General features: G+C 69.5%; 20 protein-coding genes. All 20 read right to left on the reverse strand.

Annotated elements, in window-relative coordinates; genetic code table 11:
* Window positions 1-3 precede the first annotated feature (3 nt).
* Window positions 4-306 (reverse strand): 50S ribosomal protein L23, encoded by a 303-nt coding sequence (gene rplW, locus ACQP12_RS29770; protein WP_091317975.1) that lies wholly within the window; start codon window positions 304-306, stop codon window positions 4-6.
* Window positions 303-953 (reverse strand): 50S ribosomal protein L4, encoded by a 651-nt coding sequence (gene rplD, locus ACQP12_RS29775; RefSeq protein WP_355638003.1) that lies wholly within the window; start codon window positions 951-953, stop codon window positions 303-305. Before rplD ends, rplW begins: the two co-directional genes overlap by 4 nt.
* Window positions 950-1615, reverse strand: a complete 666-nt coding sequence (gene rplC, locus ACQP12_RS29780) for a 50S ribosomal protein L3 (protein WP_433283440.1) — start codon at window positions 1613-1615, stop codon at window positions 950-952. The genes rplD and rplC overlap by 4 nt, the downstream gene beginning before the upstream one ends.
* Window positions 1616-1626: 11 nt before the next feature.
* Window positions 1627-1935: a 30S ribosomal protein S10 gene (rpsJ, locus tag ACQP12_RS29785; RefSeq protein WP_007073037.1), complete on the reverse strand. Its 309-nt coding sequence runs from the start codon at window positions 1933-1935 to the stop codon at window positions 1627-1629.
* 353 nt (window positions 1936-2288) lie between these two features.
* Window positions 2289-3482 carry an elongation factor Tu gene (gene tuf, locus ACQP12_RS29790; protein WP_433283441.1) on the reverse strand — a complete coding sequence of 398 codons (1194 nt, stop codon included), beginning with the start codon at window positions 3480-3482 and terminating at the stop codon, window positions 2289-2291.
* A gap of 222 nt (window positions 3483-3704) precedes the next feature.
* Window positions 3705-5801, reverse strand: coding sequence for an elongation factor G (gene fusA, locus ACQP12_RS29795; RefSeq protein ID WP_357938790.1), 2097 nt, complete (start codon window positions 5799-5801; stop codon window positions 3705-3707).
* A gap of 75 nt (window positions 5802-5876) precedes the next feature.
* Complete coding sequence (rpsG, locus tag ACQP12_RS29800; protein ID WP_088647009.1) at window positions 5877-6347, reverse strand: 30S ribosomal protein S7; 471 nt, start codon at window positions 6345-6347, stop codon at window positions 5877-5879.
* Window position 6348: 1 nt separating this feature from the next.
* The gene (gene rpsL, locus ACQP12_RS29805) at window positions 6349-6723 is read right to left on the reverse strand and encodes a 30S ribosomal protein S12 (protein ID WP_007465318.1); all 375 of its coding nucleotides are present in this window, start codon (window positions 6721-6723) and stop codon (window positions 6349-6351) included.
* Window positions 6724-7260: 537 nt separating this feature from the next.
* Window positions 7261-7683, reverse strand: a complete 423-nt coding sequence (locus ACQP12_RS29810) for a hypothetical protein (RefSeq protein WP_357939101.1) — start codon at window positions 7681-7683, stop codon at window positions 7261-7263.
* 521 nt (window positions 7684-8204) lie between these two features.
* Window positions 8205-8573 carry a hypothetical protein gene (locus ACQP12_RS29815; RefSeq protein ID WP_357938792.1) on the reverse strand — a complete coding sequence of 123 codons (369 nt, stop codon included), beginning with the start codon at window positions 8571-8573 and terminating at the stop codon, window positions 8205-8207.
* Window positions 8574-8683: 110 nt separating this feature from the next.
* A complete protein-coding gene (locus ACQP12_RS29820; protein WP_357938794.1) occupies window positions 8684-12571 on the reverse strand; it encodes a DNA-directed RNA polymerase subunit beta' in 3888 nt (1295 codons plus the stop codon).
* Between the two features lie 81 nt (window positions 12572-12652).
* Window positions 12653-16084 (reverse strand): DNA-directed RNA polymerase subunit beta, encoded by a 3432-nt coding sequence (locus ACQP12_RS29825; RefSeq protein WP_357938796.1) that lies wholly within the window; start codon window positions 16082-16084, stop codon window positions 12653-12655.
* Between the two features lie 573 nt (window positions 16085-16657).
* Window positions 16658-17044: a 50S ribosomal protein L7/L12 gene (rplL, locus tag ACQP12_RS29830; RefSeq protein WP_357938798.1), complete on the reverse strand. Its 387-nt coding sequence runs from the start codon at window positions 17042-17044 to the stop codon at window positions 16658-16660.
* Between the two features lie 54 nt (window positions 17045-17098).
* On the reverse strand, window positions 17099-17644 hold the full coding sequence (gene rplJ / locus ACQP12_RS29835) for a 50S ribosomal protein L10 (protein WP_091198320.1): 546 nt from the start codon (window positions 17642-17644) through the stop codon (window positions 17099-17101).
* Window positions 17645-17955: 311 nt separating this feature from the next.
* Window positions 17956-18645 carry a hypothetical protein gene (locus ACQP12_RS29840; protein ID WP_433283442.1) on the reverse strand — a complete coding sequence of 230 codons (690 nt, stop codon included), beginning with the start codon at window positions 18643-18645 and terminating at the stop codon, window positions 17956-17958.
* Complete coding sequence (locus ACQP12_RS29845) at window positions 18642-19667, reverse strand: ATP-binding cassette domain-containing protein (RefSeq protein WP_433283443.1); 1026 nt, start codon at window positions 19665-19667, stop codon at window positions 18642-18644. Before ACQP12_RS29845 ends, ACQP12_RS29840 begins: the two co-directional genes overlap by 4 nt.
* Before the next feature lie 78 nt (window positions 19668-19745).
* The gene (gene rplA, locus ACQP12_RS29850; protein WP_433283444.1) at window positions 19746-20462 is read right to left on the reverse strand and encodes a 50S ribosomal protein L1; all 717 of its coding nucleotides are present in this window, start codon (window positions 20460-20462) and stop codon (window positions 19746-19748) included.
* A gap of 85 nt (window positions 20463-20547) precedes the next feature.
* Window positions 20548-20979 (reverse strand): 50S ribosomal protein L11, encoded by a 432-nt coding sequence (gene rplK, locus ACQP12_RS29855; RefSeq protein ID WP_091570017.1) that lies wholly within the window; start codon window positions 20977-20979, stop codon window positions 20548-20550.
* Between the two features lie 186 nt (window positions 20980-21165).
* The gene (gene nusG / locus ACQP12_RS29860) at window positions 21166-21888 is read right to left on the reverse strand and encodes a transcription termination/antitermination protein NusG (RefSeq protein WP_357938807.1); all 723 of its coding nucleotides are present in this window, start codon (window positions 21886-21888) and stop codon (window positions 21166-21168) included.
* Between the two features lie 35 nt (window positions 21889-21923).
* The gene (secE, locus tag ACQP12_RS29865) at window positions 21924-22316 is read right to left on the reverse strand and encodes a preprotein translocase subunit SecE (protein ID WP_357938809.1); all 393 of its coding nucleotides are present in this window, start codon (window positions 22314-22316) and stop codon (window positions 21924-21926) included.
* Window positions 22317-22444: the final 128 nt, after the last annotated feature.

A 22444-nucleotide genomic window follows, 5' to 3' on the forward strand; every position in this document is an offset into this window, starting at 1 on the left:
CCCTCAGCTGACCGGGCCGCCGAAGGCCTCGATACGGTCACCGTCAGCCAGCTTCACGATCGCCCGCTTGGTCGACTTGCGCTGACCGAAGCCGGTCTTGGTGCGCTTGCGCTTGCCCTCGCGGTTGAGCGTGTTGACCGTCAGGACGCGGACGTTGAAGATCTGCTGGATAGCGATCTTGATCTCGGTCTTGTTGGCGTCCGGGTGCACCAGGAAGGTGTACCAGTTCCGGTTCAGCTCGCTGTAGCTCTTCTCCGAGACGACCGGAGCGACGATGATGTCGCGCGGATCGGCGATCGTGCTCACTTGCCACCCTCCTCGGTGGTCTCGGCGGGAACGCCCAGGAACTCGTCCAGGGCCTCCTTCGTGAAGACCACGTCGTCGGCCACCAGCACGTCGTACGTGTTGAGCTGGCCGGCCTCGATCAGGTGCACCCGCGGCTCGTTGCGCAGCGACACCCAGTTCAGCTCGTCGGTGCTGCTCAGCACGACCAGGACCCGACGGGCCTCGGTCAGCTTCGCCAGCGTGGCCAGCGCGGCCTTGGTCGACGGCTTCTCGCCCGAGACGAACGCCTCGACGACGTGCACCTGGCCGGCGCGGGCCCGGTCGGAGAGGGCGCCACGCAGGGCGGCGGCCTTCATCTTCTTCGGGGTGCGCTGGCTGTAGTCGCGCGGCACCGGGCCGTGGACCACGCCACCGCCGGCGAACTGCGGCGCGCGGATCGAGCCCTGGCGGGCACGACCGGTGCCCTTCTGCTTGTACGGCTTCTTGCCTCCACCGGAGACCTCGCCGCGGGTCTTGACCTTGTGCGTGCCCTGCCGGGCCGCCGCCAGCTGAGCCACCACGACCTGGTGCATCAGCGGGATGTTGGCCTGGGCGTCGAAGATGTCGGCGGGCAGCTCGACGGAGCCGGCCTTGTTGCCTTCGACGTTGAGGACGTCAACGGTGGTCACTTGGCCGCACCGCCCTTCTTCACCTTGGTCTTGGCCGCGGTGCGGACCAGGACCAGCGCGCCCTTCGGGCCCGGAATGGCGCCGCGGACGAGCAGGAGGTTGTTGTCGGTGTCCACCGCCTGGACGGTCAGGTTCTGGACGGTGTAGCGAACGCCACCCATCCGACCCGCCATCCGGGTGCCCTTGAAGACGCGACCCGGGGTCGCGCAGGCGCCGATCGAGCCCGGCGAGCGGTGCTTGCGCTCCACACCGTGGCTGGCGCGCAGACCGTGGAAGCCGTGCCGCTTCATCGGGCCGGCGTAGCCCTTGCCCTTGGTCTTGCCGGTGACGTCGATGGTCACGCCGACCGGGAACTCCTCGACCGTGACCTCCTGGCCCGGCGAGTAGTCCGCGGCGTCGACGGTGCGCAGCTCGACGATGTGCCGGCGCGGCGCGACGTCCGCCTTGGCGTAGTGCCCGGCGATCGGCTTCTTGACCTTGCGCGGGTCGATGGCCCCGTACGCCAGCTGGACCGCGGAGTAACCGTCCTTGTCGGCGCTACGAACCTGGCTCACGACGCACGGGCCGGCCTGAACCACGGTCACGGGAACAACGCGGTTGTTGTCCCAGACCTGGGTCATGCCGAGCTTTGCGCCCAGGATCCCCTTGACTTGCCTGTCCATTTGTCCGGTCCCTACAGCTTGATCTCGATGTCGACGCCAGCCGGCAGGTCGAGGCGCATGAGCGAGTCGACCGTCTTCGGGGTCGGGTCGATGATGTCGATCAGACGCTTGTGCGTGCGCATCTCGAAGTGCTCGCGCGAGTCCTTGTACTTGTGCGGCGAGCGGATGACGCAGAAACGGTTGATCTCCGTGGGCAGCGGCACCGGGCCAGCGACCTGCGCCCCGGTACGCGTCACCGTCTCGACGATCTTCCGAGCCGAGGAGTCGACGACCTCGTGGTCATAGGCCTTGAGCCGGATGCGGATCTTCTGTCCCGCCATGGTGGCTTCTGTTCCTTCTCTCGATGCCGCTGTGTTGCGGGCGCCTGTACCGGCTGGTACAGGCCCACTTCGCCGACCCCCGCGGTCGGGCGTGTCGCGCCCGTGGGCCGGGCTCCGCCCCGGGACTCCGGAGCGATTTCCGACCACGCGGTGGGTCATGGCGCCGATCGCGGTGACCGCGACCTGGACGCCGCGCGAGGGTGGTTGACCGCCAGTGGCGATCAACCACCCCACGCGAGACTGTCTGACACCCGGAGGTCCAGCGTTAACCGGACGCAGGCGACTGACCGTCGTTACGCAACCTGACTAGTATGCCGCACGACCGGCGGCGACGCTAATCGGGGTTACCCAGCTCACTTGACGATCTTGGTGACGCGACCAGCGCCGACCGTGCGGCCACCCTCCCGGATCGCGAACTTGAGGTTTTCCTCCATCGCGATGGGCTGGATCAGCTTCACGGACATCGTGGTGTTGTCGCCCGGCATGACCATCTCGGTGCCCTCGGGCAGCGTGACGACGCCGGTAACGTCCGTGGTCCGGAAGTAGAACTGCGGACGGTAGTTCTGGAAGAACGGGGTGTGCCGGCCGCCCTCCTCCTTGGAGAGGATGTAGACCGTCGCCTCGAACTCCGTGTGCGGGGTCGTGGTGCCCGGCTTGATGACGACCATGCCGCGCTCGACGTCCTCGCGCTTGATGCCGCGGAGGAGCAGACCGACGTTCTCGCCGGCCCGGGCCTCGTCGAGCAGCTTGCGGAACATCTCGATGCCGGTGCAGGTGGTCTTCATCGACTTCTCGCGGATGCCGACGATCTCCACCTCCTCGTTCGGCTTGAGGATGCCGCGCTCGGCGCGACCGGTGACGACGGTGCCACGACCGGTGATCGTGAACACGTCCTCGATCGGCATCAGGAACGGCTTCTCGGTCTCGCGCTCCGGCTGCGGGATCGCGGTGTCGACAGCGTTCATGAGGTCCATGAGCTTGCCGGTCCACTCGGGGTCGCCCTCGAGGGCCTTCAGCGCCGAGACCCGGACGACCGGCAGGTCGTCACCCGGGTACTCCTGCGACGAGAGCAGCTCGCGGACCTCGAGCTCGACGAGCTCCAGGAGCTCCTCGTCGTCGACCATGTCGCTCTTGTTGAGCGCCACGACGATGTACGGCACACCGACCTGACGGGCCAGCAGCACGTGCTCGCGGGTCTGCGGCATCGGGCCGTCGGTCGCCGCCACCACCAGGATCGCGCCGTCCATCTGCGCGGCACCGGTGATCATGTTCTTGATGTAGTCGGCGTGACCGGGGCAGTCGACGTGCGCGTAGTGACGCGCCTCGGTCTGGTACTCGACGTGCGCGATCGAGATCGTGATGCCGCGGGCCTTCTCCTCCGGCGCCTTGTCGATCTCGTCGAACGGCGTGTACGGGTTGAGGTCCGGGTACTGGTCGTGCAGGACCTTGGTGATGGCCGCCGTCAGCGTCGTCTTACCGTGGTCGATGTGACCAATGGTGCCGATGTTGACGTGCGGCTTAGTCCGCTCGAACTTCGCCTTCGCCACTGGTGTCCTCCTGTGGACTTTCTTGGTTCGTTCGCCCCGGTGCGCCGGTCGGCGCTTAGGACTCTGTCGACAGCCTTTCCGACCTGACGGCCGGAGAGCCTTGGTGGGTTCTGCGGCGATGAAGCCTACAGGCCCGGAATCACACAATCCGACCGAGGTGGCCGCGGGGCGGGAGAACCCTCCCGCGACCGCCCCGGATCAACGGATCAGCTCAGGTGAGCGTCACTCACCCGTAGCCTTGGCGATGATCTCCTTCGCGACGCTCTGCGGAACCTCCGCGTAGGAGTCGAACTGCATGCTGTAGCTAGCCCGGCCCTGGGTCTTCGACCGCAGGTCGCCGACGTAGCCGAACATCTCCGACAGCGGCACCAGGGCCCGGACGATGCGAGCGCCGCTGCGCTCCTCCATCGCCTGGATGATGCCCCGCCGGGAGTTGAGGTCGCCGATGACGTCACCCATGTTCTCCTCAGGGGTGGTGACCTCAACGGCCATCATCGGCTCGAGCAGTGCGGGGTCGGCCTTGCGGGCCGCCTCCTTCATCACCATCGAGCCGGCGATCTTGAATGCCATTTCCGACGAGTCGACCTCGTGGTACTGGCCGTCCAGCAGCGTCAGCTTGACACCCACCAGCGGGAAGCCGGCGAGAATGCCGTACTGCATGGCGTCCTGGGCGCCCGCGTCCACCGACGGGATGAACTCCCGGGGGATGCGGCCGCCGGTGACGGCGTTCGCGAACTCGTAGGTCGGCGAGTCGTTGTCCAGCGGCAGCGGCTCGATGCTCACGATCACCCGGGCGTACTGGCCGGAGCCACCGGTCTGCTTCTTGTGGGTGTACTCGATCTTCTCCACCTTGCGGCGGATCGTCTCGCGGTACGCCACCTGCGGCTTACCGATGTTCGCCTCGACGTTGAACTCGCGGCGCATCCGGTCGACCAGGATGTCCAGGTGCAGCTCGCCCATGCCGGAGATGACCGTCTGACCGGTCTCCTCGTCCAGCTTGACGCGGAAGGTCGGGTCCTCCTCGGCCAGCCGCTGGATGGCGGTGCTGAGCTTCTCCTGGTCGGCCTTGGTCTTCGGCTCGATCGCGACCTCGATGACCGGCTCCGGGAAGGTCATCGACTCCAGGATGACCGGGTTGGCCGGGTCGCAGAGCGTGTCGCCGGTGGTGGTCTGCTTGAGACCCTGCACCGCGATGATGTCGCCAGCCTGGGCCGAGCCGCGCTCTTCCCGCTTGTTGGCGTGCATCTGGTAGATCTTGCCGATCCGCTCCTTGCGGTCCTTGGTGGAGTTGACCACCTGGGTACCGGTCTCGACCACACCGGAGTAGACCCGGACGTAGGTGAGCTTGCCGAGGTGCTTGTCGGTCTGGATCTTGAAGGCCAGGCCCGAGAACGGCTCGGCCTTCGACGGCTTCCGCTGCATCGGCGTCTCGCCGTCGGTGGCGGTGCCCTCGATGGCCGGGACGTCCAGCGGCGACGGCAGGTAGTCGACCACGGCGTCGAGCATGGGCTGCACGCCCTTGTTCTTGAACGCCGAGCCGCACAGCACCGGGTTGGCCTTGCTGGCGATGGTGGCGCGCCGGATGGCGGCCTTGATCTCCTCGACGGAGATCTCGTCGCCCTCCAGGTACTTCTCCATCACCGAGTCGTCGACGTCGGCCAGGGTCTCCATCAGCTTCTCGCGCCACTCGGCCGCGGAGTCGGCCAGGTCGGCCGGGATCTCCTCGATCGCGTAGTCCTCACCCTTCTGGGTCTCCCCGCGCCAGGTGAGCGCGCGCATGTTGACCAGGTCGACGACACCGATGTGGTCGCCCTCGAGCCCGATCGGGATCTGGAGCACCAGCGGGGTGGCGTTGAGCCGGTCGATCATCATCTGCACGCAGCGGAAGAAGTCGGCACCGGTCCGGTCGAGCTTGTTGACGAAGCACATCCGCGGGACGTGGTACTTGTCGGCCTGCCGCCAGACGTTCTCCGTCTGCGGCTCGACGCCGGCGACACCGTCGTAGACCGCGACCGCACCGTCCAGCACCCGCAGCGACCGCTCGACCTCGACCGTGAAGTCGACGTGACCGGGCGTGTCGATGATCTGGATCGTGTGGCCCTTCCACTCACACTTGGTAGCAGCGGAGGTGATGGTGATGCCACGCTCCTGCTCCTGCTCCATCCAGTCCATGACGGCAGCGCCCTCGTGGACCTCACCGATCTTGTACGTGATACCGGTGTAGAACAGGATCCGCTCGGTGGTCGTGGTCTTACCGGCATCGATGTGCGCCATGATGCCGATGTTGCGTACGTTGGCGAGCGCGTCTGCGGCGGCCACTTCAATCCCTACTTATCGTCGTCTAGACACAACTGGTGGCGGTTCCGGCGCCTCGTGGGCGCCGGAACCAGGGTGTTACCAGCGGTAGTGCGCGAAGGCCTTGTTGGACTCGGCCATCTTGTGCGTGTCCTCGCGCCGCTTGACGGCGGCACCGAGGCCGTTGCTCGCGTCCAGCAGCTCGTTCATCAGCCGCTCGACCATGGTCTTCTCGCGACGGGCCTTGGAGTACGTCACCAGCCAGCGCAGGCCGAGGGTGGTCGCGCGGGCCGGACGAACCTCGACCGGCACCTGGTAGGTGGCGCCACCGACCCGGCGGCTGCGCACCTCGAGGGTGGGCTTCACGTTGTCCATGGCGCGCTTGAGCGTGACGACCGGGTCGGTGCCGCTCTTCTCGCGGCACCCCTCCAGGGCGGCGTACACGATGCGCTCGGCGAGCTGACGCTTGCCGCGCATGAGGATCTTGTTCACCAGCTGGGTGACCAGGGGCGAGTTGTACACCGGGTCAGCGACCAGCGGCTTCCGCGGAGCGGGTCCCTTACGCGGCATGTCAGCTCTTCTCCTTCTTCGCGCCGTAACGGCTGCGAGCCTGCTTGCGGTTGCGGACACCCTGGGTGTCCAGCGAGCCGCGAACGATCTTGTACCGCACGCCGGGGAGGTCCTTCACACGGCCGCCGCGGACGAGCACGATCGAGTGCTCCTGCAGGTTGTGGCCGACGCCCGGGATGTAGGCGGTCACCTCGATCTGGCTGCTGAGCTTGACACGAGCGACCTTGCGCAGCGCCGAGTTCGGCTTCTTGGGGGTGGTGGTGTACACGCGGGTGCACACGCCGCGCCGCTGGGGAGACCCCTTGAGCGCCGGGGTCTTGGTCTTGGTCGTCTTGGCCTGACGGCCCTTTCGGACCAACTGCTGAATGGTGGGCACCGGGTTTCTCCGCTCCCTTCGGCCGCTGCGAGGCGACCGCGCTGTCTGCTCCAGCCGGCCTGATGGACGGCTCTCCTACATTCCAACCAGGGCCACCTGACGGGGGTCCCAGCACCCGCGGTCGGGCGTGTCGCCCGAGTCACGGTCCCGGCCCGGTCACTCGCGTGTCCCACCGGGGTTTTTGTCACCGGCGCAGGAAACTCCCGACGCCAGGTCTTGCGGCTCTAGTCGTGCGGCCGCGCGATCACCGGGTCAACCGGTTCCGGCGCACGCACGCATTGCCCGGGCTGGCCCGGGCACAAGGGGAAAGAGTACCTACCACAGCCGCGCAGGTCAAAACGGAGCGGTCCGGGAGAACCGCGTCGCGGTCCGCCGGCCGATCGCATCGTGCCCGCGCGCCCGTCATGGGCACCTACGGTGACAAGTGTACCGGCTTCCGCAGCAGTCGGCCCGGCGGCCCCGGTTCCACCCGCGCACCGGAGTTCCCGGCAAACCGGTCGTAACTGGTCAATGCGCGGGGCCACCGGGCGCACCGGGTCACGTGATCTGCACCACCAGGGCCAGCACCAGGCCGGCCAGGCTCACCAGCAGGCCCACTCCCCCGCAGCTGAGCCCGGCGACAGCCAGGCCGCGCCCCGTGAACCGGACGGCCGGCGGCGGCGCCGGCCGCCGGATCTGCCGCCGGGCCAGCAGCCCCGCCACGACGGCCGCCGTGCCGGCGATCACGCCCAGCACGGTGAACGCCCCGGCGGCCCAGGCGCCGCCGTAGTTGGGCCCGGCGACGCCGAAGCAGAGGACCAGCAGCGACACCAGGATCGAGGCGATCCCGATCACCAGGGAGCCGATGGCGAGCCCCGACGTGACCGGCGGCACGTCCAGGTGGACCACCCCGAACGGGGTGCCCGCGACCGCGTCGACGCGCTTCGGCGGGCGCGGCGCCTCGCGCGGGGGCGGTGGCACCGACGCCGGGGGCACCGGACCCCAGCCACCGCCGGCCGGCGCGCTTCCCGGCGCCGCCCACCCACCGCCGGTCGCCGGCTGGTTCCCCGGGTACGCCCCGGACGCCGGCCAGCCGGCCGGGTTCGACGGTCCCGGGGCGCCAGGAGCCGGGTACCCGGCGTGATACGACGGCGAGCCGGACGGGCCGGCGGCGTACCCCGCGTGGTGCGACGGCGAGCCGGGCGGAACCGACGGTCCGGCGGCGGGAGGAGCGGGATGCCCGGCGTGGGGTGACGGGGAGCCGGGCGGCGCGGGCGGATACGGCCCGGCGGGCGGCCAGGCCCCGGGCGCGGCCGGCTGCGGCGGCCCGCCGGCGTCCGGCCCGGCGCCGGGGCGGGCCGGGTCGCCTCCCGGCGGCGAGGCCGGTTCCGTCACGGGGTCCTCCTGTCGACGTGGCTCGCCCGCCGCGCGGCGGACACCGGCCAGGCTACCGTCGCGCGTCCCGCCGGCGGGGTCGGGCGCGAGGCCGCTCCCCCGCCCGGTCAGTCGACGTTCGGGGCGAAGTCGTGCCCGAACGGGGTTCCCGCCAGCCGGACCAGGCCGATCACCACGGCTGCCACGATCGCGACGGCCGCGAGCAGCAGGCCCGTCCAGGCCAGCTGCTCCCCCCGGCGCAGCCAGCCGGCGCCGGTCAGGAAACCACCCGAGACGTAGGCCTCGCGGCGGGCCTGCCGGGCGAGGATGAGCGCGATGGTCGCGGGCACCACCCCGCCGACGAAGAAGCCGGTGAGCGCCCCGATCAGCCCGAGGGCGAAGACCGCGCGGGCCTTGGTCGAGCGGACCGGCTCGGGGTCGAGCGGATGGCGGTGCCCCTGCTGGATGACGGGCACCTGCCCGGGCACGGTCGTCATGCCCACCATCATGCCCCGCCGCGCCGCCCGAGGGTTCCACGGCCGCTCGACCCGCCCGTGGACGCGATGAGGCCCCCGGCGGATGCCGGGGGCCTCATCGTCACTACTGCTTAGCGGTACGACCCGAAGTCGAAGTCGTCCAGCGGCACGGCCTGGCCGCTGGCCGGCCCGAAGCCGTAGTCGGTCTCCGGGTAGCCGGTCATCGAGTAGACCTTGGCCTTCGCCTCCTCGGTCGGCTCGACCCGGACGTTGCGGTACTTGCTGATGCCCGTACCGGCCGGGATGAGCTTACCGATGATCACGTTCTCCTTGAGGCCGACCAGCGAGTCGCTGCGCGAGTTGATCGCCGCGTCGGTCAGCACCCGGGTGGTCTCCTGGAAGGAGGCCGCCGAGAGCCAGGAGTCCGTGGCCAGCGAGGCCTTGGTGATACCCATCAGGACCGGACGACCGGCGGCGGGCTCGCCACCCTCGCCGACGAGCCGGCGGTTCTCCGACTCGAACAGCGCGCGGTCGACCAGCACGCCCGGCAGGAACTCGGTCGAGCCGGAGTCGATGACCGTCACCCGCTTGAGCATCTGGCGGATGATGATCTCGATGTGCTTGTCGTGGATGAGCACACCCTGCGAGCGGTAGACCTCCTGGACCTCCTGGGTCAGGTGGACCTGGACCGCGCGCGGGCCGAGGATGCGCAGCAGCTCGTGCGGGTCGATGGTGCCCTCGGTGAGCTTCTCGCCGACCTCGACGTGGTCGCCGTCGTGCGCCCGGAGCCGGACCCGCTTCGAGATCTTGTCGTAGACGATCTCGTCGCTGCCGTCGTCCGGGATGACGACGATCTTGCGGGACCGCTCGCCGTCCTCGATCCGGATCCGACCCGGGGTGTCGGCGATGGGCGCCTTACCCTTCGGGACCCGGGCCTCGAAGATCTCCTGGACACGGGGCAGACCCTGGGTGATGTCCTCACCCGCGACACCACCGGTGTGGAAGGTACGCATCGTCAGCTGCGTACCCGGCTCACCGATCGACTGGGCGGCGATGATGCCGACCGCCTCGCCGACGTCCACGGTCTTGCCGGTCGGCAGCGAGCGGCCGTAGCACGCACCGCAGACGCCCAGCTTCGACTCGCAGGTGAGCACGCTGCGCACCCGCACCGTCTCCACCCCGGCCGCGACGATCGCGTCGACCAGGATGGAGTTGATGTCCTGCCCACGGTGGGCCACCACGGTGCCGTCCGGCCCCTTGATGTCGTCGGCCAGGGTCCGCGCGTGCACGCTGGTCTCGGCGTGCTCGTGCACGACCAGCTTGCCGTCGAGCCGCTCGCCGACCTGCATCGGGATGGCGCGGTCGGTGCCGCAGTCCTCCTCGCGGATGATGACGTCCTGCGACACGTCCACGAGACGACGGGTCAGGTAACCCGAGTCGGCGGTACGCAGGGCGGTGTCCGCGAGACCCTTGCGGGCGCCGTGCGTGGAGATGAAGTACTCCAGCACGGACAGACCCTCCCGGTAGGAGGCCTTGATCGGCCGCGGGATGATCTCACCCTTGGGGTTGGCCACCAGACCACGGATCGCCGCGATCTGCCGGAGCTGGAGCAGGTTACCGCGGGCACCCGAGTTGATCATCTTCCACAGCGGGTTCTCCTGCGGCAGCGCGGTGTCCATCTCCTTGGCGACCTCGTTGGTCGCCCGCGTCCAGATCTGGATGAGCTCGCCGCGGCGCTCCTCCGGGGTCATCAGACCACGCTGGTACTGCTTGTCGATCTGGTCGGCTTCCTTCTCGTACCGGGCCAGGATCTCCGCCTTGCGCGGCGGCGCGATGACGTCCTCCATGCCGATCGTCACGCCGGACCAGGTGGCCCAGTGGAAACCGGCCTCCTTGAGCCCGTCGAGGGTGGCCGCCAGGGCCACCTTCGGGAAGCGCTCGGCGAGGTCGTTGACGATCGCGGAGAGCTGGCCCTTGCGGATCTCGTAGTTCACGAAGCGGTAGCCCTGCGGCAGCGTCTCGTTGAACAGGACCCGGCCCAGCGTGGTCTCCACCGTCACCGGCTCGCCCTCGACCCAGCCCTCGGGCGCGACCCACGGCTCGGCGCCGGCGCCGTTGTCGACCCCGACGATGCCGCGCAGACGGATCTTGACCGGGGTCTGCAGGTGCAGCTCACGGTTGTCGTACGCCATCCGCGCCTCGGCGTCCGAGCTGAACGCCCGGCCCTCGCCCTGCCCACCGGGGGTGAGGTGGGTGAGGTGGTAGAGACCGATGACCATGTCCTGGGTGGGCATGGTGACCGGCTTGCCGTCGGCCGGCTTGAGGATGTTGTTCGACGACAGCATCAGGATCCGCGCCTCGGCCTGGGCCTCGGCGGACAGCGGCACGTGGACCGCCATCTGGTCACCGTCGAAGTCGGCGTTGAACGCGGTGCAGACCAGCGGGTGGATCTGGATGGCCTTGCCCTCGACCAGCTGCGGCTCGAATGCCTGGATGCCCAGGCGGTGCAGGGTCGGCGCCCGGTTCAGCAGGACCGGGTGCTCGCCGATGACCTCTTCCAGCACGTCCCACACGACCGGCCGCTGCCGCTCGACCATCCGCTTGGCGGACTTGATGTTCTGCGCGTGGTTGAGGTCCACGAGCCGCTTCATCACGAACGGCTTGAACAGCTCCAGCGCCATCTGCTTGGGCAGGCCGCACTGGTGCAGCTTGAGCTTCGGGCCGACCACGATGACCGAACGGCCGGAGTAGTCGACGCGCTTGCCGAGCAGGTTCTGGCGGAACCGGCCCTGCTTGCCCTTGAGCATGTCGGAGAGCGACTTCAGGGGGCGGTTGCCCGGACCGGTGACCGGCCGGCCGCGACGGCCGTTGTCGAACAGCGCGTCGACGGCCTCCTGGAGCATCCGCTTCTCGTTGTTGACGATGATCTCGGGCGCGCCGAGGTCGATCAGCCGCTTGAGGCGGTTGTTCCGGTTGATCACCCGGCGGTACAGGTCGTTCAGGTCGGAGGTCGCGAAGCGGCCACCGTCCAGCTGCACCATCGGACGCAGGTCCGGCGGGATGACCGGGACGCAGTCCAGCACCATGCCGAGCGGCGAGTTGCGGGTGTTCTGGAACGCCGCCACGACCTTGAGCCGCTTGAGCGCCCGGATCTTCCGCTGGCCCTTGCCGGAGCGGATGGTCTCGCGCAGGTTCTCGGCCTCGGCCTCCAGGTCCATGTTCTGGACCAGTGCCTTGATGGCCTCGGCGCCCATGCTGCCGGTGAAGTACTCACCGAAGCGGTCGCGCAGCTCGCGGTAGAGCAGCTCGTCGGTGACCAGCTGCTTCGGCTCGAGCTTGCGGAAGGTGTCGAGGACCTCGTCGAGGCGGTCGATCTCGCGCTGGGCCCGGTCGCGGATCTGGCGCATCTCGCGCTCTCCGCCCTCCTTGACCTTGCGCCGGACGTCCGCCTTCGCGCCCTCGGCCTCCAGCTCGGCCAGGTCGGCCTCGAGCTTGGCGGCCCGCTTCTCGATCTCCGAGTCGCGGCTGTTCTCGGCCTGCCGCTTCTCGGCCAGGATCTCGTTCTCGATGGTCGAGAGGTCGCGGTGACGCGCTTCGGCGTCCACGCTCGTCACGACGTACGAGGCGAAGTAGATGATCTTTTCGAGGTCCTTCGGGGCGAGGTCCAGCAGGTAGCCCAGCCGGCTCGGCACGCCCTTGAAGTACCAGATGTGGGTCACCGGAGCGGCCAGCTCGATGTGACCCATCCGCTCCCGGCGGACCTTGGAGCGGGTCACCTCGACGCCGCAGCGCTCGCAGATGATGCCCTTGAAGCGAACCCGCTTGTACTTACCGCAGTAGCACTCCCAGTCCCGCTGCGGACCGAAGATCTTCTCGCAGAAGAGCCCGTCCTTTTCCGGCTTCAGGGTGCGGTAGTTGATGGTCTCGGGCTTCTTGACCTCGCCGTGGGACCACTGACGGATGTCGTCGGCGGTGGCGAGACCGATGCGCAGCTCGTCGAAGAAGTTGACGTCGAGCACTATGTCCCCTATGTCGTCGTCTGTACTGCTTAGCTAACGGGTGAGATCGGGAGCCGGCGAACCGGCTCCCGACCGCTCACCTCAGACCTCTTCGACCGAGCTCGGCTCGCGCCGGGACAGGTCGATGCCCAGCTCCTCCGCGGCCCGGAACACCTCGTCGTCGGTCTCACGCATCTCCAGGGCAACGCCGTCGCTGGAGAGCACCTCGACGTTGAGGCACAGCGACTGCAGCTCCTTGAGCAGCACCTTGAACGACTCCGGGATGCCCGGCTCGGGGATGTTCTCGCCCTTGACGATCGCCTCGTAGACCTTCACCCGGCCGAGGACGTCGTCGGACTTGATGGTCAGCAGCTCCTGCAGGGCGTAGGCGGCGCCGTACGCCTGCATGGCCCAGCACTCCATCTCACCGAAGCGCTGGCCACCGAACTGCGCCTTACCACCCAGCGGCTGCTGCGTGATCATCGAGTACGGGCCGGTCGACCGGGCGTGGATCTTGTCGTCGACCAGGTGGTTGAGCTTGAGGATGTAGACGTAGCCGACCGCGATCGGGTCCGGCAGCGGCTCGCCGGAGCGACCGTCGAACAGCTGCGCCTTGCCGGTGGCGCCGATCAGCTGCTTGCCGTCCCGGTTGGGCAGGGTCGACGACAGCAGACCGGAGATCTCCTCCTCGCGGGCACCGTCGAAGACCGGAGTGGCCACGTTGGTGTCGGGCTCGGACTCGTGCGCCTCGATCGAGCGGAGCTGGCGCTTCCACTCTTCGTCGTCGCCGTCCACGCTCCAGCCGGTCTTGGCCACCCACCCGAGGTGGGTCTCCAGGACCTGGCCGATGTTCATCCGGGACGGCACACCGAGCGGGTTCAGCACGATGTCGACCGGGGTGCCGTCCTCCAGGAACGGCATGTCCTCGATCGGCAGGATCTTGGAGATGACGCCCTTGTTGCCGTGGCGGCCCGCGAGCTTGTCACCGTCCTGGATCTTGCGCTTCTGGGCCACGTAGACCCGGACCAGCTCGTTCACGCCCGGGGGCAGCTCGTCGCCGTCCTCGCGCGAGAAGGTACGCACACCGATGACCGTGCCGGTCTCGCCGTGCGGCACCTTCAGCGAGGTGTCCCGGACCTCGCGCGCCTTCTCACCGAAGATCGCGCGGAGCAGCCGCTCCTCGGGGGTCAGCTCGGTCTCGCCCTTCGGCGTGACCTTGCCGACCAGGATGTCGCCGGGGACGACCTCGGCGCCGATCCGGATGATGCCGCGCTCGTCGAGGTCGGCGAGCATCTCCTCGCTGACATTCGGGATGTCGCGGGTGATCTCCTCCGGGCCGAGCTTGGTGTCCCGGGCGTCGACCTCGTGCTCCTCGATGTGGATCGAGGTGAGCACGTCCTGCTGCACGAGGCGCTGCGACAGGATGATCGCGTCCTCGTAGTTGTGGCCCTCCCAGCACATGAACGCCACCAGCAGGTTGCGCCCGAGTGCCATCTCGCCCTCGTCGGTGCACGGACCGTCGGCGATGACCTGGCCGGCCTCGACGCGGTCGCCCTCGAAGACGACCGGCTTCTGGTTGACGCAGGAGCCGGCGTTGGAGCGGCGGAACTTGTGCAGCAGGTAGGTCCGGCGGTGGCCGTCGTCCTGGTGGACCGTGATGTAGTCCGCGCAGAGGTCCTCGACCACACCGCCGACCTCGGCGACGACGACGTCACCGGCGTCCACGGCCGCGCGGTACTCCATGCCCGTGCCGACCAGCGGCGCCTCGGCCTTGACCAGCGGCACCGCCTGGCGCTGCATGTTCGCGCCCATGAGCGCGCGGTTGGCGTCGTCGTGCTCGAGGAACGGGATCATCGCGGTCGCGACCGAGGTCATCTGCCGCGGCGACACGTCCATGTAGTCGACGGCACCCGGCGCCACGTCCTCGGTCTCGCCGCCCTTACGGCGGACCAGGACGCGGTCCTCGGCGAACGAACCGTCCGACTTCAGCGGGGCGTTGGCCTGCGCCTTGACGAACCGGTCCTCCTCGTCCGCGGTCAGGTAGTCGATCTGGTCGGTGACCCGACCGTCGATGACCTTCCGGTACGGCGTCTCGATGAAGCCGAACGGGTTGACCCGGGCGAAGGTGGACAGCGCGCCGATCAGGCCGATGTTCGGGCCTTCCGGCGTCTCGATCGGGCACATCCGGCCGTAGTGGGACGGGTGCACGTCACGGACCTCGAAGCCGGCCCGCTCCCGGGACAGACCACCCGGGCCGAGCGCGCTCAGCCGGCGCCGGTGGGTCAGGCCCGCCAGCGGGTTGGTCTGGTCCATGAACTGGGACAGCTGAGACGTGCCGAAGAACTCCTTGATCGCCGCCACCACCGGGCGGATGTTGATCAGGGTCTGCGGCGTGATCGCCTCGACGTCCTGCGTGGTCATCCGCTCGCGGACGACCCGCTCCATCCGGGAGAGACCCACCCGGACCTGGTTCTGGATCAGCTCGCCCACGGTGCGCAGGCGCCGGTTGCCGAAGTGGTCGATGTCGTCGGCCTCGTAGCCGTCCTCACCGGCGTGCAGCCGGCAGAGGTATTCCACGGTGGCGACGATGTCGTCCTCGGTCAGCGTGCCGGTGGTGATCGGCACGTCCAGCTCGAGCTTCTTGTTGAACTTGTAACGACCGACCTTGGCGACGTCGTACCGCTTCGGGTTGAAGAAGAGGTTGTCGAGCAGGGTCTGGGCGTTCTCACGGGTCGGCGGCTCGCCAGGGCGGAGCTTCCGGTAGATGTCGAGAAGCGCCTCGTCCTGCCCGGCGATGTGGTCCTTCTCGAGCGTGGTCATCATCAGCTCGGACCAGCCGAACTTCTCGCGGATCTGCTCCGCGGACCACCCGATGGCCTTGAGCAGGACGGTGACGGCCTGCCGGCGCTTGCGGTCGATGCGAACGCCGACCGTGTCGCGCTTGTCGATGTCGAACTCCAGCCAGGCACCCCGGCTCGGGATCACCTTGACGCTGGAGAGGTCGCGGTCGGAGGTCTTGTCCGGCTGCTTGTCGAAGTAGACGCCCGGCGAGCGGACGAGCTGGCTGACCACGACGCGCTCGGTGCCGTTGATGATGAAGGTGCCCTTCGGCGTCATCATCGGGAAGTCACCCATGAACACCGTCTGGCTCTTGATCTCGCCGGTGGTGTTGTTGGTGAACTCCGCGGTCACGAACAGCGGGGCGCAGTAGGTCAGGTCCTTCTCCTTGCACTCCTCGATCGAGGCCTTGACCTCGTCGAAGCGCGGAGCCGAGAAGGAGAGCGACATGGTGCCGGAGAAGTCCTCAATGGGACTGATCTCCTCGAGGATCTCCGCGAGACCCGAGCGTGCGTGCGGGTCGTCCGACGACCGGCCCTGCCAAGCCTCGTTGCCGACGAGCCAGTCGAAGGACTCGTTCTGGATGGCGAGGAGGTTGGGGACCTCGAGGTGTTCGGTAATCCGACCGAAAGAAACTCGGCGGGGCGCGAAAGCGCTCGACGTACGACTGGTCTTCGCAGGGCGGGAAGCTGCCAAGATGCGTCCTTCCGAGGACCGGTGCTGCAGAACGGCTGGTACGCGTGCACTCCAATGACCCCACCAGAATTATCCGTAAACGGACATTTCCGAGCAGGGGTCAAGTCGGAAGGCAGCGCAAACTAGCAGTGTAGCCGAGAGGCTAACCGCTGTCCAGCCCACCCCGCAGGTCATCGCGGAACTTGCCTCGGGACCTCGGAAAACCGGGTCAACCGGGCTGCTCGGAACGCGATGTCCCTGCCGGTCCGCTCGGGTGCAGCGGCGGTGGTGCTGCCGTTGCCTTACCCGAGAGGTGGCCGTTGCAAGCGCGGAAGGTCTTGCTGGTGTCAGCGTGCCTGTCAGCCGGGTGTCGCGTCAAGGGCCGGTTACCGCTCGGGGTGTCTTTCCCACCGACGGGCTACCGACAGGCGTTGCTGTGAAGCCGGTACGAGCAGCCTGGACGCCCTGCTCAGGCCGCTGCCACCGTTGGCACCAACCACAGCGGGCGGCGATCCGTTCCCGGATCACCGCCCGCTGCGAACGCCGTGTGCCCCGGCTCACGTGAGCCGGACGCGCGTCAGGTCAAGCGCAAGGTCACTTGAGGGTGACCTTGGCGCCCTCGCCCTCGAGCTTGGCCTTGGCCTTCTCGGCGGTCTCCTTGTTGGCCTTCTCCAGGACGGCCTTCGGAGCGGCCTCGACCAGGTCCTTGGCCTCCTTGAGGCCCAGGCCGGTCAGCTCGCGCACGACCTTGATGACCTGGATCTTCTTGCCACCGTCGGCGTCGAGGATGACGTCGAACTCGTCCTTCTCCGGCTCGGCCTCGGCGGCCGGGCCCGCGGTGCCGCCGGCGGCGGCGACGGCGACCGGAGCCGCCGCGGTGACCTCGAAGGTCTCCTCGAACTGCTTCACGAACTCGGAGAGCTCGATCAGCGTCATCTCCTTGAACGCGTCGAGCAGCTCGTCGGTGCTGAGCTTCGCCATGTCTGGCGTCCTTTCTGAAAGTGAAAACTAAGAACGTGGGTGCGCCGGGTGGCCTCAGGCCGCCTCGGCGCCCTCCTTCTCGCGCTTGTCCTGCAGAGCGGCCGCCAGACGCGCGGTCTTGGCGAGCGGAGCCTGGAACAGGGCCGCGGCCTTGCTCAGGTTGCCCTTCATGGCGCCGGCCAGCTTCGCCAGCAGCACCTCGCGGGACTCCAGGTCGGCGAGCTTCGTGACCTCGGCCGCGGAAATGGCCTTGCCCTCGAAGACACCGCCCTTGATGACGAGCTTCGGGTTGGCCTTCGCGAACTCGCGAAGCCCCTTCGCCGCCTCGACGACGTCGCCCGAAACGAAAGTCAGCGCGGTAGGACCGGTGAACAGCTCGTCGAGGCCGGAGATGCCCGCCTCGGTCGCGGCACGCTTGGCCAGCGTGTTCTTCGCGACCGTGTAGCTGGTCTCCTTGCCGAGCGAGCGCCGCAGCTGGGTGAGCTGCGAAACCGTGAGCCCGCGGTACTCGGTCAGCACGGTCGCTCCCGCGTTGCGGAAGCTCTCGGTCAGCTCGGCGACGGCCGTGGCCTTGTCGGCCCGGATCGGCTTGTCCGCCATGTCCCTCCTCTCTCGTTGCTCGGAGCTGGTACGCCGGCGACGAGCAGGGCTCGCGACGGCGGCGGAGGCATCACGACAACGAGAAAAGCCCCGGCGCAGGGCGCACGGGGCGAGGGCCGGCGCGAGGGACGCGGTCGGCGGACCACGCACTGCACCGATTTTCGCTTGCCGCCCTGCGCGGGTCGCCCGTTGTCGCGGGACCTTCGACCGTGCCAGGGCACGGTGACCAGCGGTCTTTGGGTGGAACTACGCGCCTAGGTTACGCGACCCGTCCCGAACCGCCAAATCGCCCCCGGAGTGCGCCCGGTCACTCACGCGCGGCTCCGGCGCCCCCAGGCATAGCCGGCGAGCGCCACGGCCGCCCAGGCCAGCGCCCAGGCCGTCAGGAACAGGCCGGTGGACGCCGCCAGCGGGCCGGCCAGCGCCCGCGCGGTGGGCAGCACCGGCGGCACCAGCCAGGGCGCCACCGAGCGGGAGAGCCCGAGGACCAGCGCGGCCACCGCGCCGAGGGTGAGCACGGCGACGCCGTAGCCGGCGCTGCGGGTGATCGCCCGGCTGGCCAGGGCGCCCAGCGCCACCGCCGCCGGCAGGGCCAGCAGGTGGGCCCAGAGGCCGAGCGCCAGCCCCTCGGCCAGCGGACGGTCCCCCGGCCCGGTCGGACCGGTCACCCCGCCGACCAGCCAGGGGAAGACCAGCGCGACGGCGATCGTGCCGAGGCCCGCCACGGCCGCCGCGAGCAGGCCGGCGGCCCGCTCCCGGGCCGGGCCGACCACCACCCGGGCCAGCCGGCGCTGCACGTCGGGCTCGACGTCGAGCAGGATCTTGGTCTGCCAGGCCAGCACCGGGAAGAGCACCACCGCCGAGACGCCGTAGGCCTCCGCCGGGTGGGCCCGGCCGCCGCCGTAGAGGACCCCGAGGGCCAGCAGGCCGGCCAGCACCGGGGCCAGCGCCCGCCCGGTACGCAGGAAGCCGGCCAGCCGCAGCCGGACCAGGGCGGTCACCGGGCCACCTCAGGAGCGGGACCGGCCACGCCGGGCACCGGGGCGTCGTCGGGAGCGAGACCGGACGCTCCGGGCAGCGGGGCCGGGTCCGGACCGGTGTCGGGCACACCGTGCACCACAGCTCCGTCCGGAGCGAGACCGGACGCTCCGGGCAGCGGAGCCGGGTCCGGAGGGCGGCCGGGCACACCGGGCGCCGCGGCACCGTCCGGAGCGAGACCGGGTTCTCCGGGCAGCGGGACCGCGGCGGCGGACGGGGAGTCGGAACCGGGTCGCGTGGTGGAGGGCGGGGCGGCGTGGTCGCGTATCCGGAGGACGTGGTGGCCGTCGGCGCGCAACCGGGCGACGGCGGCCGCGACCCCGGCGGCCGGGACCGACAGCTCCACCACGACGGTGGCCGCGGCCCCGGACGGCGCCGACTCGGTGACCATGCCGTCAGCGACCGACCAGTGCCGGGCGCCGGGGAGCCGGACCGTCTCGCCGCGGTGGTCGCTGACCAGCACGGCGCCGCCCTCGGCCAGCACCTCGTCGATCACCTCGGGCACCAGCTCACGGGCGGCGGCGTCCAGCCCCTCCCAGGGCTCGTCGAGGACGAGCAGGCCGGGCGGGCGGAGCAGCGCCTGGGCCAGCCCGACCTTCTGCGCGGTGCCCTTGGACAGCTGGGGCAGCCGCACCCCGTGGAAGCGCGCCAGACCGAGCCGGTCGACCCAGCGCCGCACCGCCCCGTCGGCCTCCGCGCCCCGGAGGCCGGCCACGCGGGCCATCGCGGCGAGGTAGGCCCCCACGGTGAAGGGCTGGTCGGCGGGGAAGCGCTCGGGCACCCAGCCGACGGCCGCGGGTCGGTCGACCACCCGGCCCCGGGTCGGCCGGAGCACGCCGGCGGCGAGCTGGAGCAGGGTGGACTTGCCCACCCCGTTGCGCCCGAGCACCACCGCCACCTCGCCGGGGCCGATCGCCACGTCGGTCTGCCGCAGCACCCACGGGCCCCGCCGGTGGTACCGCAGCCAGACGCCTTCCAGCCGCATGCGCCGAGCCTGCCACACCGGACAGACGGACGGGGCCCCGCCACCGGTGGTGGCGGGGCCCCGTCAGGGCAGCAGTGCTCAGGCCTCGGTCGGGGCCTCGCTGAGGTTCTTCACCAGCTTCGGGTCGACCGGGACACCCGGGCCCATGGTGGTGGTGAGGGTGACCTTCTTCAGGTACGTGCCCTTGGCCGCGGACGGCTTCGAGCGCAGCACCTCGTCCAGCACCGCCGCGTAGTTGTCGATCAGCTGGGTCTCGGAGAACGAGGCCTTGCCGATGATCAGGTGGAGGTTGGAGTGCTTGTCCACCCGGAAGGTGATCTTACCGCCCTTGATGTCCGAGACGGCCTTGGTGACGTCCATGGTCACCGTGCCGGTCTTCGGGTTCGGCATGAGGCCGCGCGGGCCCAGGATCCGCGCGATCCGGCCGATCTTGGCCATCTGGTCCGGGGTGGCGATCGCCGCGTCGAAGTCCAGCCAACCGCCCTGGATGCGGGCGACCAGCTCGTCGGTGCCCACCTCGTCCGCACCCGCGGCGGCGGCCTCTTCGGCCTTCGCGCCGGCGGCGAAGACGATCACGCGGGCGGTCTTACCGGTGCCGTGCGGCAGGTTGACCGTGCCGCGGACCATCTGGTCCGCCTTGCGGGGGTCGACGCCGAGGCGCATGGCGACCTCGACCGTGGCGTCGAACTTGACGTTGGTGGTCTCCTTGGCCAGCTTCACGGCCTCGGCGGGAGAGTAGAGCTTCGACCGGTCGATGACCTCGGCGGCCTTGCGGTAGCTCTTGCTGCGCTGCATTTCTCGTAACTCCTGTGGTCTATGGCGGGCCCGCGTCCTGCGCGGCCCTCCCACGAACTGATCCGGGTGGAGCGGTTGACCGAGGTCAGTCGGCGACGGTCAGGCCCATCGACCGGGCGGTGCCGGCGATGATCTTCTCAGCCTGGTCGATGTCGTTGGCGTTGAGGTCCGCCATCTTCTTCTCGGCGATCTCGCGCAGCTGGGCACGGGTCACCGAGCCGACCTTCTGGGTGTGCGGGACGCCCGAGCCCTTCTGCACGCCGGCGGCCTTGATCAGCAGCCGGGCGGCGGGCGGGGTCTTCAGCACGAAGGTGAAGGTGCGGTCCTCGTAGACGCTGATCTCGGCGGGGACGATGTCGCCCCGCTGCGACTCGGTCTGCGCGTTGTAGGACTTGCAGAACTCCATGATGTTCACGCCGTGCTGGCCGAGCGCGGGGCCGACCGGCGGCGCCGGGGTGGCCTGGCCAGCCGGCAGCTGAAGCGTGAACGTCTTGACGAGCTTCTTCTTCGGAGGCATGTCTCTTCCTGGGGCTTGGAACTGGGATTTTCGCCGGCCCGCGGGCGCGCACGGTCAGCGCGGTGCGGACAGCCGACGTTCTAGGGTAGCGCAGCCTTGCGCCACCCTCCCCGCCGAGGTCCGGCGGACGGCGAAAAAGGCGCACCGGCGGCCGGCCGGAAGGCCCACCGCCGGTGCGGACGTGCGTCAGATCTTGGCGACCTGGTTGAAGTTGAGCTCGACCGGGGTCTCCCGGCCGAAGATCGACACCAGGACCTTGAGCTTCTGCTGGTCGGCGTTGATCTCGCTGATCGTCGCAGGCAGCGAGGCGAAGGCGCCGTCGGTGACGGTGACCGAGTCGCCGACCTCGAAGTCGAGGACCCTGACCTCGGGCTTGGCCTTCTTCTGCTCGGTCTCGACCGCCGGGGCCAGCCACTTGAGCACCTCGTCGAGGCTCAGCGGCGCCGGACGGTCGGCCCGGTCGGTCGCGCCGACGAAGCCGGTGACCCCCGGGGTGTTCCGAACGCAGGAGTAGGACTCGGCGGTCAGCTCCATCCGGACCAGGATGTAGCCCGGGAAGACCTTCGCCTGGACCTGCGACCGCTTGCCGTTCTTGACCTCGACCTCTTCCCGGGTCGGCACCTCGACCTGGTAGATGAAGTCCTCCATGTCGAGGGAGGTGATCCGGGTCTCGAGGTTGGTCTTGACCTTGTTCTCGTAGCCGGCGTAGGAGTGCACCACGTACCAGTCGCCGGGGGCGTAGCGCAGCTTCTGGCGCAGCTCGGCGACCGGGTCGAAGTCCTCGTCCGGGGCGGGCTCGGTGGTCGGGAACTCCGGCTCGCTGGCGGCCTCGACCGACTCATCGTTGGCCGCCGTCGCGACCGTGGACTGCTCGTCCGTGGTCTCGGCGGTCTCGTCGTACTCAGGCACGCTCGCTCACTTCCGTCACTATCGCTGTCCGCAGGTCAGCTGGGGTTGCCGAAGACCCACAGCACCGCCTTCGCGAAGCCGTAGTCCAGGCCGGCCACGATCGCCAACATCACCGCGACGAAGGTGACCACCACGGCCGTGTAGGTCAGCAGCTCCTTGCGGGTCGGCCAGATGACCTTACGCAGTTCGGCCACGACCTCGCGGAAGAACCGCGCGATGCGGGCGAACAGCCCGATCCGCTCGGAGTCCTTCCGGGTCTTCCGGCCCTCGGTCGAATCGGCGCGGGCCCGCTTGCGGGTGGCGGTGCCGCCCCGGGAGACCGGCTCGTCCGCGTCGGTGGCGTCGTCGTCGGCCACGCCGTCGACAGTAGCGTCGTCGTTCAGACGCTCGTCGCCGTCGTCCTCGCCGCGCCGCTTGCTCTCGGCCACTTCGCCCTCCGTGCGGGATATCGGGTCGCACGCCGGGCGGCGTGCGCGGCGTGTGGTCACGCCGGCCGGACCAACCGTCCCGCGACGGGCCGCGGCCGGCGGACCGACCGGGAGGGCCCCGAATGCCT

The organism is Micromonospora sp. CA-244673, assembly GCF_050948395.1.
Classification (GTDB): domain Bacteria; phylum Actinomycetota; class Actinomycetes; order Mycobacteriales; family Micromonosporaceae; genus Micromonospora.